Origin of the sequence: Pontibacillus halophilus JSM 076056 = DSM 19796, from assembly GCF_000425205.1 — a bacterium.
GTDB lineage: Bacteria > Bacillota > Bacilli > Bacillales > BH030062 > Pontibacillus_A > Pontibacillus_A halophilus.
Genome location: NZ_AULI01000018.1, coordinates 1 through 14,052, shown reverse-complemented (window position 1 = coordinate 14,052; position 14,052 = coordinate 1). Strand labels below are relative to the sequence as shown.

Annotated in this window: 20 protein-coding genes; 13 read left to right on the top strand and 7 right to left on the bottom strand. The window is 35.7% G+C overall.

Annotated features, from left to right (window positions below):
* Positions 1–54 precede the first annotated feature (54 nt).
* The 4 genes from H513_RS20400 (at position 55) to H513_RS0115250 (ending at position 2,751) form a co-directional block, all read left to right on the top strand.
* On the top strand, positions 55–318 hold the full coding sequence (locus tag H513_RS20400; protein WP_036803245.1) for a hypothetical protein: 264 nt from the start codon (positions 55–57) through the stop codon (positions 316–318).
* A 65-nt stretch (positions 319–383) separates the two neighbouring features.
* Positions 384–1,322 (top strand): 5'-3' exonuclease, encoded by a 939-nt coding sequence (locus H513_RS0115260; protein WP_026801510.1) that lies wholly within the window; start codon positions 384–386, stop codon positions 1,320–1,322.
* A gap of 99 nt (positions 1,323–1,421) precedes the next feature.
* Positions 1,422–2,411: a hypothetical protein gene (locus H513_RS0115255; protein WP_154655269.1), complete on the top strand. Its 990-nt coding sequence runs from the start codon at positions 1,422–1,424 to the stop codon at positions 2,409–2,411.
* Between the two features lie 115 nt (positions 2,412–2,526).
* The gene (locus H513_RS0115250; protein WP_026801508.1) at positions 2,527–2,751 is read left to right on the top strand and encodes a hypothetical protein; all 225 of its coding nucleotides are present in this window, start codon (positions 2,527–2,529) and stop codon (positions 2,749–2,751) included.
* A gap of 187 nt (positions 2,752–2,938) precedes the next feature.
* Here the strand turns inward: H513_RS0115250 and H513_RS0115245 are convergent, their stop codons facing one another.
* Complete coding sequence (locus H513_RS0115245; protein WP_026801507.1) at positions 2,939–3,352, bottom strand: hypothetical protein; 414 nt, start codon at positions 3,350–3,352, stop codon at positions 2,939–2,941.
* A gap of 404 nt (positions 3,353–3,756) precedes the next feature.
* Here H513_RS0115245 and H513_RS0115240 point away from each other — a divergent pair, with 404 nt between their 5' ends.
* The 8 genes from H513_RS0115240 to H513_RS0115205 all read left to right on the top strand — a co-directional run bounded on the left by H513_RS0115240 (position 3,757) and on the right by H513_RS0115205 (position 7,784).
* Complete coding sequence (locus tag H513_RS0115240; RefSeq protein ID WP_026801506.1) at positions 3,757–3,963, top strand: hypothetical protein; 207 nt, start codon at positions 3,757–3,759, stop codon at positions 3,961–3,963.
* Between the two features lie 93 nt (positions 3,964–4,056).
* The gene (locus H513_RS0115235; protein ID WP_026801505.1) at positions 4,057–4,563 is read left to right on the top strand and encodes a hypothetical protein; all 507 of its coding nucleotides are present in this window, start codon (positions 4,057–4,059) and stop codon (positions 4,561–4,563) included.
* Positions 4,564–4,719: 156 nt separating this feature from the next.
* Entirely contained in the window at positions 4,720–5,778 is a 1,059-nt protein-coding gene (locus H513_RS0115230) for a hypothetical protein (protein ID WP_026801504.1), read from the top strand.
* A 201-nt stretch (positions 5,779–5,979) separates the two neighbouring features.
* A complete protein-coding gene (locus H513_RS0115225; RefSeq protein ID WP_026801503.1) occupies positions 5,980–6,252 on the top strand; it encodes a hypothetical protein in 273 nt (90 codons plus the stop codon).
* A 57-nt stretch (positions 6,253–6,309) separates the two neighbouring features.
* A complete protein-coding gene (locus H513_RS22180; RefSeq protein ID WP_267879649.1) occupies positions 6,310–6,441 on the top strand; it encodes a hypothetical protein in 132 nt (43 codons plus the stop codon).
* A gap of 220 nt (positions 6,442–6,661) precedes the next feature.
* Positions 6,662–6,829 (top strand): hypothetical protein, encoded by a 168-nt coding sequence (locus tag H513_RS21705; protein ID WP_154655268.1) that lies wholly within the window; start codon positions 6,662–6,664, stop codon positions 6,827–6,829.
* 79 nt (positions 6,830–6,908) lie between these two features.
* Complete coding sequence (locus H513_RS0115210; protein ID WP_026801501.1) at positions 6,909–7,190, top strand: hypothetical protein; 282 nt, start codon at positions 6,909–6,911, stop codon at positions 7,188–7,190.
* Positions 7,191–7,526: 336 nt separating this feature from the next.
* On the top strand, positions 7,527–7,784 hold the full coding sequence (locus tag H513_RS0115205) for a hypothetical protein (protein ID WP_026801500.1): 258 nt from the start codon (positions 7,527–7,529) through the stop codon (positions 7,782–7,784).
* On the opposite strand, the gene H513_RS22110 is transcribed toward H513_RS0115205, so the two are convergent.
* The 6 genes from H513_RS22110 to H513_RS0115175 all read right to left on the bottom strand — a co-directional run bounded on the left by H513_RS22110 (position 7,785) and on the right by H513_RS0115175 (position 12,440).
* Positions 7,785–7,904 carry a DUF2797 domain-containing protein gene (locus tag H513_RS22110; protein WP_161625316.1) on the bottom strand — a complete coding sequence of 40 codons (120 nt, stop codon included), beginning with the start codon at positions 7,902–7,904 and terminating at the stop codon, positions 7,785–7,787. It lies immediately after the preceding gene.
* A 1,214-nt stretch (positions 7,905–9,118) separates the two neighbouring features.
* Entirely contained in the window at positions 9,119–10,204 is a 1,086-nt protein-coding gene (xerS, locus tag H513_RS0115195) for a tyrosine recombinase XerS (RefSeq protein ID WP_036803244.1), read from the bottom strand.
* Positions 10,205–10,500: 296 nt separating this feature from the next.
* Entirely contained in the window at positions 10,501–10,713 is a 213-nt protein-coding gene (locus tag H513_RS0115190; protein WP_026801498.1) for a hypothetical protein, read from the bottom strand.
* 73 nt (positions 10,714–10,786) lie between these two features.
* Entirely contained in the window at positions 10,787–11,200 is a 414-nt protein-coding gene (locus tag H513_RS0115185) for a hypothetical protein (RefSeq protein WP_026801497.1), read from the bottom strand.
* Between the two features lie 68 nt (positions 11,201–11,268).
* Positions 11,269–11,643: a hypothetical protein gene (locus tag H513_RS0115180; RefSeq protein WP_161625315.1), complete on the bottom strand. Its 375-nt coding sequence runs from the start codon at positions 11,641–11,643 to the stop codon at positions 11,269–11,271.
* Positions 11,644–12,206: 563 nt separating this feature from the next.
* Positions 12,207–12,440 (bottom strand): hypothetical protein, encoded by a 234-nt coding sequence (locus tag H513_RS0115175; RefSeq protein ID WP_026801495.1) that lies wholly within the window; start codon positions 12,438–12,440, stop codon positions 12,207–12,209.
* 132 nt (positions 12,441–12,572) lie between these two features.
* Between H513_RS0115175 and H513_RS0115170 the strand changes: the two genes are divergently transcribed.
* Positions 12,573–13,328 (top strand): hypothetical protein, encoded by a 756-nt coding sequence (locus H513_RS0115170; RefSeq protein WP_026801494.1) that lies wholly within the window; start codon positions 12,573–12,575, stop codon positions 13,326–13,328.
* Positions 13,329–14,052 lie beyond the last annotated feature (724 nt).

The following is a 14,052-nucleotide window of genomic DNA, read 5'->3' as shown; positions in this document are numbered from 1 at the left end:
TAACGTCCCAACTCTTCTTTTTGTTTATACAAATCACTTAATGGAGGAATTTATATGGACACCAATTCAAGTATGAAGGAACAGACTCACACAGGCTTTTCAAAGCGATTTTCTGCTTGTGGTAGATGGCGACACTGCAACTTAGGACAAGATGAGTGTTATTACACGACAACAGGCATCGATTTGGAAGCCCATAAAGGATGTGCGTGTTATCAAAGACACCGCAACCCTAAACGAGTCAAACAAGCTCATAGACCCGCTTCTGAAAGCGTTGAGGAACCCATTCTTTCTAGTGAAGGGCAGCTTAGTCTTTTCTAAAGCAAAATCCAGGACATACTGGCATCATATTTAATCTAGTAATCAATTTTTAGGAGGATACTAAAATGAAAAATGAACGAACTTTAATGGTTATTGATGGGAACAATGTGACAAATAGAGCCTATTACGCTACAAGTCACAACAAGGAGTATCGTGAATTACCAAGAGATCGCAGAGGTTATTACATTAACGCTGTTAAAAATGTAGTACAACAACTTAGAGGGTACTTAACACGTTATGTACCAACCGATCTTGCATTTGTCTTTGATGAACACGACGAGGAATCCATATCGTTTCGTAAGATGCTTTATTCAGAATATAAGGGTGGACGTACTGAGAAACCTTATCCACTTCAAGAGCAATTGGAAACAACAAAGCAAGTGTTGGAGAGATTGGGAGTGGCCGTTTTTTCGGATAGAGATGGATGGTATGAAGCAGACGATCTAATCGCGGGTATCATTAAGCAATGGAATGAAGCGGTTGGAGGACAAGTATATGTAGTCAGTAACGATAAAGATTTGTATCAGCTACTTAGCCCTAATGTATCACAGGTTATGAATAAGCCAGGCAAAGAAATTTGCTATACAGATCAGGACTTTAAAAATGAATTTGGTATTACACCAGACAAATGGACAGCAGCGAAGAGTATCTTAGGGGAAACCGGTAAAACGAGCGATAACATTCCAGGCGCAAAAGGGGTCGGACCGAAATGTGTGTTTCCACTATTAACTCATTTCAATACCATTGAAGATATCTATGAGAACATAGGAGACCTTAATAGCATGGGTTTTGGACGTTATCAAAAGAAACTCGAAACTCATAAAGAGTCCGTTTTATTAAGCAAAACGCTTGTAACACTAGTCGGTGAGAATCTTCCGGCATTAGAAGCGTTGAATGTGCAGCAGGACCTAAAGTACACGATTAATCAAGAACAAAAGGCTCTGATATACAAGCGTCTGGGTTTATCCAATATGCCTTACTCGGTACAGAAAAGCTTGTTTTAGATTTTATTACTCTTGAATCAGGAACGAATTCTTAGAAGAGAGAGGATACCTTTCTCTTCTTGTTATATATAAAAATCATAAAAGATAGGAGCACGATATTTGATGAAAGCTGAATCCATTTACCATTACATTTCTGATCTTAATCAACTTTTTGAACAGCACTCTGGGGATGAACTCATTCCTTGCTTTCATAACTATCTTGAACGTCTTCTCAATACGGGGCTTAGAACAGATAGATCCCATTACTTTTCTTCTGAAACGGTCACAATCGTAACCGAATTGATTCAGTACTACGGAGATAGCTATACGGAACAAGTTGTTACCTTTTTAGCAGGGCCAGCTTATACTTTGCTCAGTAAGGTTTGCGAAAAGACGAACGTCTTTAAATATCTCATCGAACATATAGATACTGTTCTAGAGGTTGCGAATAAAAATTCAAACGTCATTGGCTTAGTCTCTTCTTGCTATTACAACCATGCGATAGAACTATACGGCAAAAAGGTGTTTGAAAGCGTTGGGAATCGTGGCGACAGTTACCTCGGTTTCTTTAACAATTTCCGTTCAAATATGCATTATGATGAAATCGAATGTGTCATGGGTCTAAAATTTCACCTTGAAATTGACGTCTCAATATACGACATTTTAGAGATCGGAAAAGCTCTTCAAATTAGTGATGCAACCTTAACAGATTTAACGGAAGTCAGTAAGTGTACATCATTTCTAAATATTGACAAAAACACCGATAGAAAACGAGCTACCCCAACGACTGAAATGATTTTTATACAATCTTTCACGCAATTCGTATGTGAGATTGCACCGTTAACAATAAACCGTTCTGATATGAGGGCTGCACCTTCCAATATGTTTCTTAAACTGAGCGACGTAAACACGAAATATTTTATCCGATATGAAGTCATTGTGCCGTTTCACTCTGAGTACGAAGCATTATCTGCAGAATTGATAAACACTATACGTTCCTTCAATCAATTAGAAGATGAGTATTACGGATTTACGCATATGGTGGAATGGGCGGAAGCTTTTCACTGTAAGAATCGAAAGAAAGAATCTTTCCAACCGTTATTCGGATAGACATTTGCTTTCTTGGTATAATCAGTGGTGATTTAAAGTTATGAAGTGAGATAAATACAAGGGTTACAAAGAAATACAGCATTTTCTTGTAGGTCTAAAAGATGGAGGAGAGTTTATGTTGAAAAAACCATTTATCGCAGACGAAAAAACATACTTATCCAAGGACGGAAAACAGACTCTAACAGTGTTTCATCCTGCTATTTATTATAGTAGTGAAAAGGCATACTGCTATTTTCCGGATGAAAATACGTCTTCAGGTCTTGTTGAACACAACAATGAAAAAGACGCTTTGAGAAATGCAGAAATACTTTACAAGCACTACATTACGGAAAAGTATTAATAACTTATACTAAGACATATAAAAGCAATAATTTAAGGTGAAAGATTGAAATGATAACAAAAAAGACTCGAGCCAATGGTTCGAGTCTTTTTTAATTCTCTTATTCACTAATTTCAATCATGCTTTCTATGGTACTATGACTGTCGTCAAAGACCACATTATAGGGACTTCGTAATATAAACTTTTATTATTGGTATTTATCAAAGGGCTTTATTTCAACGTATTTGTTCTTAAAAACTCCTACTTCAGAATTAGAATGTTTACAACCATCTACGTAGTCTTTAAATCCCATAAATACGGTAGTACTATCTACGTCTTCAGTATATTTCATCCGGAGGTTTAGGTCCGGATGAGATTCATAGAGCATTTCACAAATGTCTCTAGAACCGCTTCTTTCTCCAACCACATATATAGCTCTTTGCCCACTATGAAACGCTATGGAATCACTTCCTTTACCACAAATATCTTTCTTAAAATCAATTATAGCAACTGGAAAGGCATGTGTAGCATTCACTCTATTATGGTTATAAGTTAGAAATTCCAAAAGAGGTGTTAGTTTTTCTCCAGGTTCTACTGTAAAATACGTCTCTTGATACCCCATGTATATCCCCCCGAACATTATTATAAAATTCCAATTACATATATTAGCATCGTCAAAATATGTGCAATTTAAACACACATTCTAGTAGAACATTATGTTATCGCTAGACAGTTTAGTTATGGATAATACGCTAGTAATCACAATAACAAGTGTTGTCTTCAATAAGTATGTTGAAGTATAATAGAATCATAAGATTTTACTTATTTTTTTGTTTTGCAACCAAGTATGGTTAGCGGGTTAATTATTGATTAAACATAGCGCTCTATTGGAGCTTCTGACAATCACTGCACACGTGTGTAGGATCAGTTGCTTCGATAGAGCGCTTTTTTTGTTTTAATCATCAATCTATGGAAGTCACTTATCGAGTGAATTGTTTTTACTAATCAGAAGAGAGGATGTTTATTGTGAAAGTGTATCAAGTTTACAATGTATTATTTTCTAGTCGTGAAGAAGCGGATAAGGCTCACAAGGGTTGGGAACACAAAACCAAACTGCTTACCCGTTATGCGATATTACCAGAGTATGTAACCTTCCCCATAACCACGGAAGAGATTAATGAACCGCTTTTCGATTCACTGGAAGCGCAAAGAGAATACGAACAACAACAATAACCGTATAAAGGTTATTTTTTTATGTCTAAATTTACGACTCAACGGATGAACACGCAAAAACCAATTAAAAAAATGACTACGAGGTGGATTAAAATGAATCAACTACAAACAATCGAAGAACGTCGCTACTTTATGGCTATTAATGATGAGGAAACAGACTGCTATTGGATCTATTATCACAATGAGTCTGATTTTGAAGATGATACTTGCATTTTACTTAGAGAAGACTTTATGGGTGAGGTTCTGAAGAGAGCGGATAAGGTTAATTTCCGAGAGATTTCTGAAGAAGATTATGGAATGATAATCGAGAAGCTTGACGAAGATGATGACCCAATTAATTATATTCACAAGGTATACGGCAAAATCATGAATGGCAATGTTGAAGAGGAAGAAGGAGGAAGGATTGCTGAGGACACTGGCAAACTTATTGAAGCGGGTGAGTTTGCCTACTTCCATGAGGGTACTTGTGAGTGGTACGAAAGCAAAATCCGACTTCTAATTGATTGTCTAAAGCGAGGTATTTCAAAAGAAGAGCTTAGACAAGCTTGTGATGTTGAGAGTATGGATTGTGAGATCTACTTAACAGAAGTACCTTCTTAAAGACATGATGGATTCTAAGTAAAGGCTGTGCTTATAGTACAGCCTTTATTTTTGTCTTTACATAACCTCGGCATAATTAAAGCAATTGAATGGGTCTAATTCAATGTAAACAATTAGAAGAAATGTGCGATATATATGAGGAAGGAGTGTTATAAAGTGAGTATGAAAACAATAGTAGTCACGGCCGCAGCGTTCTTAACCTTAGGCGTCGGGATTGGCACCTATATTAACTACCAAGACGAGCAAGAACAGCAAGAGGTATTAAAACAAAGACGTGTGCAGTCTCTTGAGATTGCAGAGGAAGCAGTCTCTGCACTTTACAATGAAAACAGGACTGAATTAGCCGATGATATTAATGAAAGACTTCCGGAAGCTCAAACAGCAATAGAGAAAGTGGAATCAAGAGACAAAAGAGAAGCTTTATATAGGGAGTTCTACGGTATCAAAGAAACACTGAATGTCCAAAACCAGGTTGAAGACTTACTTCAGGATAAGGCTTCCTTAAATAAAGTAACACAGGAAGACCTTTTAGAAATTAGCGAGAAGCTCTCTAAAATCATAGGGGTAAATAAACATATTTACACGAATCTTTTACATTCTCTTTCTATAGCCGCTGCACAACTAAATGCTATTGAGTATGCAGAGGGACTAGTCCAACAATCAGAAGGATCTTTAGCGCGTGAGGATTATGAAACAGCCATGGCTCAGGTAAATGCTTTACATGGTGAAGCGAAGAAGCGAGAATTGCTGGAACGGTTATCTACGGTAAAGGAACAGGTGGTTGCACTCGAAGAGCGAGAGGTTTTAGCTCAAAATAGTGAGCAACAAACTTCTACATCAACCTCTAATTCATCACAAAAGGTTACTGCAGCACCTGAACAAAGTCATCCCTCTGTTTCTACGAATGAAAAGAGTTCAACAACCAATATTCAAATCAGCCCTGAATCCAATAAGACGCAATCCTCCGAGAAAACAACAGAATCGACAGGTCAGTCTAAGTCAAATGAGGGTTCTACCTTAATGAACAAGGGCGAAGAGGGTACCAAACCAAGCGGTTCATCCAAAGACTCACAAATAGAGGTGAACGCCCCAGAAAGTAACTCGAGTCGAGATTGGGACCAAGTTGGTAAAGAATTAGAGGAACATGATTGGGAGCTTAAAGATTCAGGGGATATTGAAGGTTCTGGAGGGTTTAATTGGGAGTACTATGAATGACATGATAAGTTGACGTATAGTGTGTGTTTTAACCTCTTGTAGTTACTAGATATTGGTTGTATAATAGTCTCATATTCTACAGGACTTTCAACATCTATAACTATAAATTAAAATTAAATAATCTACAGGAGGCCCCTGAAAAGAGCGTGATAAGATTCTATCCGCTTTTTTCAGGGGTTTTTTGTGTTGGGAGGATAAAGCATGGATACAATATGCTCGAACTTAAACGGTCATCCTGATATTGAAGCAAGATATGAAAGTATTAGAGAGATCATAAAGAGGACAGCTGCTCCTATTTATCTTGTAGCTATTAATCGTAACTTTAATAGCTTCATTGCTACGCACGAGGACCGGTTGTGCGTCTTTACTTATGGCAACACTTTTTCAAACAAACCACATTGGGATTCTGATATAGGCGGAATACGAATGGAATGTACGATTGATCAGATTTACCCTAATTTCGTCCGGGTTTAAGCCCATAGACACTTCTCACACGCTTAACTAATCACATTATGTATTGGAGGTTTTACAGTGAAATTAAAAGGAATTGCCTTGATTAGTCTTTTATTGTTGGCGCTTGTTGCGTTCACACAGTACAGTAGCTTTGAGCTCGCTCCATCTAGCTATAACAATGAACAAGAAAGTAGTGAAAAATTAAGTTAATCCATATAAATACTTTTAAAAATCTGAACCTTTCATTTGTTAATTCATCCCAAAAAGGTATAATAGTAATAGATTTATAGGAGTATTTTCCTATTGAAAGGTGTGGGATATGGATTACTGCTATATGATATTTGGATTAAACATAAGCACAGGAAACCCAGTAGCTCTCGTTTATTTGGTAGTGTCCAAAACCAAGTTAACACACAAAGAGGTTTATCAGGTGTTAGAACAAAATGGGATAACACCTCATATGTTTGGCAACTCAGATGTTCAGAATCAGTTCTCCAATTATAAAGTTACTCAAATCGACCAATTAAATAATCTTGAACGCACTTTGTACCGCTATGCAATGACCAAGAAGGAATACATCATAATTCAACATCCGTAGCGTCAGTAAAAGTCAATGTCATTTTAGTTTTTGATGTATTACAGCAATCAAAAATGGACTACATAAGGTGGTATATGCAATGAATGAGATTGAGTTTGATTTTCATGAGTTTATAGGGATGTTAGAGCGGAATAATGCAATTAAGTATCTGCCGCAGTTGGAGAGGGATATCCTCACTTATGTTGAAGCGGTAGAGTTAACCATTGCTGAAGGTGCCAGTAACATTGAAGAGTATTATTATGAGGTGGACCGTTGCTCTCCAATTCAGAGGACAGCCAACCACTATGGATTGACTGAGAATGAATGCGCTAGCATTCTTAAACAGGCCTGCAAACGTTTAGATGAGCTCCTAGAAAGTTAATAGGCTGCTTCTGTTTAAACAAACTAAAAAAACAAATACTTTGAATGAGAAGGTAGGGTATAAACCCTATCTCTTTTTCGTGTTGTACGAACAATCCTACATAATAGTTGTTTATCATACGTTATTGTGCCCCCCCCCTGCCACAGAGATGACTCAGCATAGGTTAACGACAGCTTCACATAAGGTTGAGGGAGGTTAAAACCTTGTCATTATTGGTATATTTCAATGGTTACCACATACATTGGTTACTAAAGAACGATGTTACTTGGTAACCAGGTTACGGATTTAAGTTTACAAAAAAACCAAAAATGAAACCAAAAAGCGGAGGGATAGGATATGAATAAGGAAACTCAACGGAAGGAACGTTCGGATAAACGAATTCGCGTGAACCTTTCCATAGATAAAAATACAGATGAAAAGCTTCAAATGTTGGCGACGGCATGTAATAAACCGAAAACAACTTTAGCTTCTGAGATTATTAAAATGGCAGTAAATCATCTGGACATTATAGATTATTATCAAACCAAATATTGTACGAACGACAAATACCGTGTAGTTCCAATCAGACAAAATGGGGAGATCCATTATAGCTAATCACCCAGACTTCTTAATATTAGCCCCAATTCGTTTCCACTTCTTCCAGCACTGATAGCAATGACCGTCCCGCTTCTCAGACTGTTTAGTTTTGTTGCCGCAGCATACGCATTTATTCACTGTTATCACCTCTTTTCCCTTATTTTTGTCTTTAAATGATAGTTTTATACATTCAGAGTTTATAATTGCATAAGCAAAGAAAAGCCAGAGTGGAATATGCTTCAAGGCACGGTTTTATACCATAATTATTTTCGTTAGTAACATCTTATAACGTAGTTTAAGCAGAAGTATCTGATAACACCTCATTAGTATCAAGTACACAGGATGCATACTTAACCTACTTATTGTCTTAAAATCGTGGTCATATAGTAAGCTTTTACTGAATACACTATTAGTTTCATTACCATCTATGAGTTACACACAAATACATCGTTGTGCATATCGTTTAATTTTCACCAGGAAATTCGAGTTAAGAAAAACCATAAGTATTTCATGTTACGATTAATCCTAAAGAATTCTATAGTTTCGTCCATGTCAGATGTCTATTGAGCATACAAGATAAAATTGAAACGGAGGGAGGCTTGTGTCTATAACGTAAGAAAACCCTATGTCTTTACGAAACCGACAGAAACATCAAGGGGAGCCTGGCTTCTTTAAAATCCGTTCTCAGAGGGATATAAATAAAGAAAGACGTGCTCGGCGACAAAAAGAGCGAGAAAAACTAAACGATTACTTCAAACGAATTAATAAGTATTAATATACCTACCAAACACGCATATAGAGTGCCTATCTTGCGTGTTTATTTATTAAAATGCTCAAATGTTTTAATTGAGGTGACTTTATGGCACGAGACCAAAAGGATAGAGGATATATAAGTTCACCACTTAAGAGGAGATTAGGAAGGTAAATAAAAGGAAGAGGGAGAAATAATACCACGCTCAGATATATTATTAATAAACAACACAAAATCAGAGAAGAAAAATGCTAAAAACAAAAAGAAGAACAGCTTAAATAGTATTAAGCTGCTCAATGGTTATTATAATAAATCTACTTGTTTACTTTTACATTTTAATTGTTGCATTCAGTCTATGTTAGCGCAACATTGCTTACAAAGAGTACAATTAAAGAAAGGTGGGGGAGAAACATGATCGAGCGAACAAAGGATTTGAAAATGGTATTCCAAATGGCGTCTTTGCTATTCCCAAGGCCTCTAATGAACCAAAGGTTAAAGTTCGCGCTTTGCACAACTACTGTAAAGAAAAGGGTATCGAGCCTTCTAATTTAAGCGTTGAGAAATGAAGCAATTCCTCGTAAGATAACCCTCTACGAACTTGTTAATCACTTTGTCTTCTCATTCGATTTATAGCAGCTTGCGCTTCTTTGTCGGAACTATTTACGTATAAACTCGATACTTCTGTAGAAGTGTGTCCTAATTGACGCATTAAATCGTACAAACCATTACTCTTAGCATATTCTGTTGCAAAGGTGTGTCTCAGCTTGTGAGGGGATAGTTTATCTCCTTTAAAAGCAAGAGTATACTTGTATACGAGGTTTTGAAGGGCTCTAATGCTTATTGGTTTGGCAACCCCTTGATATAGTGTAAGGAATACGAATTCTTCGTCAGAGGGCGCTCTATAACGTTCTGTACGTATACTAAGATAATCTTGTATATATGGAATTGCTTCAGGAAGGAAATGTACAATCTCATCATTACTTCCTTTTCGCAGCACCTTCATTTTAGCTTGTTGCAAATTCAAATTGGCTAACGTTAAATTCGCTAATTCACTGACCCTCAGACCGGAAAAAATCAATAAAGCCATAATCGCGATATCTCTCTCTTTATCACGTTTAAAGTAGCGGTACTGCTGTTTGGAGTTATTGCTTAATAATTTATGCTCATAATCTTTATCTATGAATGAGAGGAAGTTATACATGTCTTCATCGTGATATATGTTGTTACCGATGATCTCGGCACGTGAAGATAGGGACTCCTTTGGTTTAGATATCTTTACTTTAGCCATTACATTCCTGTAAAAATAGCATTCTCCATTATCATCTTCCGTTCGTTCTGTTAGGAACTTGAATAGAGACTTTAAAGAGCTCTTTTTACGATTAATTGTTTTTTCGTTTAACTCTTCACGTGTTTTCAAGTGGGAAAAGTAAGAGTCAACTTCTTTTAACCTCAATTTTTCCAATGTGCTAAGTGATACTTCTTTCAAACTCTCAGCATCACTTAAACCTTCGGCCATCAGCCAGTTAAAGAATTTCTCAAAGTCACTCAGGTATCCCCATAAAGTAGAAGGGGAGCAATTTCCCGAATACATGTCGTCTTTGTATTCTTCAATATAAGAGGGGAAGGACTTTACTTTTTCCTCTATGTTATCCCTGTGTAATCTCTGTTGAAGTGTTAATTTAGCCATCTTAATTCCTCATTTGTTTTTTCTAATTTAAAAAAGGGGTAAAAGAAAAGAAACTAACAACTGTCTCTTTTGTTAATTTCTTTATCTGTGCGTGAAATACAATTTTAGCGAACACATGTTCTTGTTCTATAACGTTAATTCATAGTAATAATCGTCAATAGCTCAATTCCTTTATTTTTGCATGGTATTCCTTCTGCAAGCTGCTTGGATCCACTCTTGGCACTGTTTTTGCGCTCCTTTAGCTTTTCCGTTAAATGCTCAATAGTAGGGGATATGGAGTCTTTTATCCCCAATAGTTAACTGAAAGTATTTAACAATTCCCCGAATCCTTCAAACACTGGATAAAGAATTACAGCTATATCAGATGAAAAGTAAACTAGTCCTAACCCAACAACAACTCCCAAAGATTGAATGTAAAACTTTCGCTTTCCTGTTAACACTCCAAGAGTCGGGAAAATTATAAACCCAATCACCCCAACAACAATAGCCAACACATTTAAAATGTCCATTAAAAAACCTCCATTATTAGCGTAAGTTTATATCATTACTTTCTCGAACACTCATTTAGTTTAGAGATGAACCTCAGAGTAAATCTGAATTCAGTAGTGAATAAATTAATGATTCTACAAGAAAAGGATTAATGTAATCTTTTTCGTAATTGTACGATTTTAGAAGACTACTAATACGTATTTCAAATAAGGTGTTTATCTTTTCATTATAAATATCCTTAACACCACACATTTGAAAGATTAGTCCTTTTAAAAAGTCCAGTTGTCCATCCAAAATAGCATTTTTTTGTTGTTGTAGGTCCATATGATCCTTGACCCAATCATAACTTATGTCTAGTTGAGGTCTCATACTTTTTTCGTACATCCACACTTCTTCTGTAAGAACAGTAAGACGTAAATAGTTACGTATTAATTGATTTAGATGTTGGTCTTTTGCTAATTGTTTGAGAGATGCCTTACGATTAGCAATTTGTATAACTTCGGACAAAATAAGCACCTCCTAATAGTATTTCTATTAATCTATGAATTTAACATTCAATAAGATTTTCTCCCTAATTAATCTAACTTTTCTTCGTCAATCTTTAGAGTTAGTTGTACATCTAATTTAATTGAGTCTTCATTTTCGTCATTCTCGTTGGAGAATAGTTTCTCATAAATAAGAGCTACCTTTTTATCAGTTTCAGTAGGAACTAAATTAGCCCAATTTTGCACTAGGGGGATCGTTAATCCAAGACCCAAACCAAAAAGGATTGTACCAAGAGTATATGTATCTCCTTCATATTTAAGTGAAATGACACCTATCAATGTAATTAACATTGTAAGTGATATTGCTAATGTTACCTTTACCAGTTCAGTCTTATTAGGTACTTTATTCTTTATTACAAAAAACAGAATACAGCCTAAAAACAAAGATAGAAAGATTACTGCCATTAGATCATGTAATAGATTCACTTCCTCACTCCTTATATTCAATTATTAACAAGAAAATTATACCAAACACACATTCGGTTGTACATCTTTTCGCAAAATTAGAATTTCACGCATACATCTACTTCCCTAAATTCGATATACATACTCCATATAATATCTCTGCCTCATTCCCCTTCCTGCTTTTGAGGAGCATAGCGGGATCAAATCGTTGACCTCTACACTGCCAGCAAACTTAATCATTTAAATTAAAGTAGAGGGTTCTTAATTAATTTTACAATACTCACATTAATAATCGTTGGTATATCTCAATAGATCCCACTATAAAAAGAAACTCATTGAAGAGAATAAGGTATAAAGAAAAGAACGGTATTGTATATACCGTTCTTTTCTAATTTTTTTCGAGACTGGATTGTTAAGTTGGGGGAATGAGTCCATCATCTTTGTTTCTAACAGATGATGGGTATTGGCTTAAGTAGGGGTGCTGTAGAGAATACAAGGAGTAAGAGGCTGGTTGTAGGATTGCCAAATGCCCCCTTCTCCCACAGTACCATGAGCAATGAATGTTAATTCTTTGCCTTTAAAGATAGAACTACTAAGACTAGACCAATAACTGAACTAATAATGCCTAGCCAAAATAAAATAGTTCCTGGACTGTTGAAAACGGTATAAATCGTTCCTTCCGACCAATTATTTTTATTTATTGATAAAATACCTGCCGTTATAAACTGAGCTGAAATAAATATTGAAGAAATCAATATAAACAGTACCCCGCTAATTAATTTTGCTTCTTTATTCATTTAACCCACACTCCCATCATTTAGTATTTAAGACCACTTTAATTGTAATATTAACATAAATTTCCCAAAAATAACTTGAATATTTGGAAAAGTATGGTAATTTATAGATATAATGTAAAAAGGAGGAATAAAATGAAAAAAATAGGTAAAGTGTTATTTGCAGTTGTGGCCATGGTTTTATTAGCATTTCCTACTGTATCTTCTGCTGATTCTAAAATTGATGAGACCTCTATGAAGAAAACTTCGAATCCTAATTTTCTATTTGATGAAGAAACAGGAATGTATTATGACAAAAAACAAGAAGGGTACATAGACGAGGTGTACCAAGTAAACGGCAAGAACTTTAAGAAAGTCGATGTAAAAGATTACATTGAGATCAAAGCAGTAGAAGCTCCAAGTAACTTTGTGTCAGCTCCTAAAGAATCTACACTTAAAAAGGGTGCAGCTCCTCAAGCAGCCCCTCAACGTGGTACCTACTATGATTTTAACGAGAGCTTTAATGAGGAAAGACGCTTTTTTGGAGATCGTGCCAGTAGAGTACAAGAAAATCCAGGCCCTGGTGATGATAGATTGAGTCTTAGCTACAGTGCAAGTAAAAGCTCTCAATTTAATGTAGGTTTAAACACATCACAATTTAGAGTATGGAAAGCTGACCTTGGATACACATACATTTCTTCAGAAACAATTAGCTCATCACATATGATGACAATTCCAGCCGGTTATTCGGGTTACTGGAGATTTGATCCAAGAATGCGTTATAGTCGTGGAACATTTACAACATATTATGATGGCATTAAGATAGACATTAAGGATATGAAAGTGTACTATCCAACTCGCGTTAATGGCGATTTAGATGGATGGTTAGTAGCTGTTAAAAAGCCTCTATAAATAAAACTAGCCCTCTCTATGGAGGGCTTTTAATCTTATAAATTATAGTTTGTAAAAATAGAAGTGATTCACATTCAATCATTCCCCTCAAATTTACATTATATCAAGCTGTATATGGTTTTTTTAATCGCAAATAATGTTATTAACAGCATGATAGAACACAAAAGATATATCTACCTCATATTAACTTTCATTCCTTAGAATATCTGCAGCTAAAAATAACAAGCTTTTCACACCTAGTTCCTACAAGGAAGATCTCCGTTACATTCTTGCTTTGTTCAATGTAGGAGGACGTTTGTAATGCTATTGCTTATGTAGCCAACATCTTTTCGTTATCTTCTCTGCCCCTGACTTCTATATGGAACTCCAACAACTATCACTAATTTTACGTCAACAATCACGTTTGTTGTTTTACATGATGTTTTGAGTGTTTTACCCTTGTTTAATGTTTTAGGATGTTATAAACCCCGATATTACGGCAATATTAGACAATAAATATCACCAATTTTACGTTAAACCTCACTGATTTTATGTGGATTATCACCAATTTTATGTAAAATATCACCAATTTTACGTTGAAACATCACTCTCTTTACGTGAAGCATCACTAATTTTACGTCAGTACCAACCTTTATCACTTAACTATCACTAATTTTACGCTAGTACCACTCTCTATCACTTAACTATTACTAATTTTACGCTAGCACCACTCTTTATCGCTCAA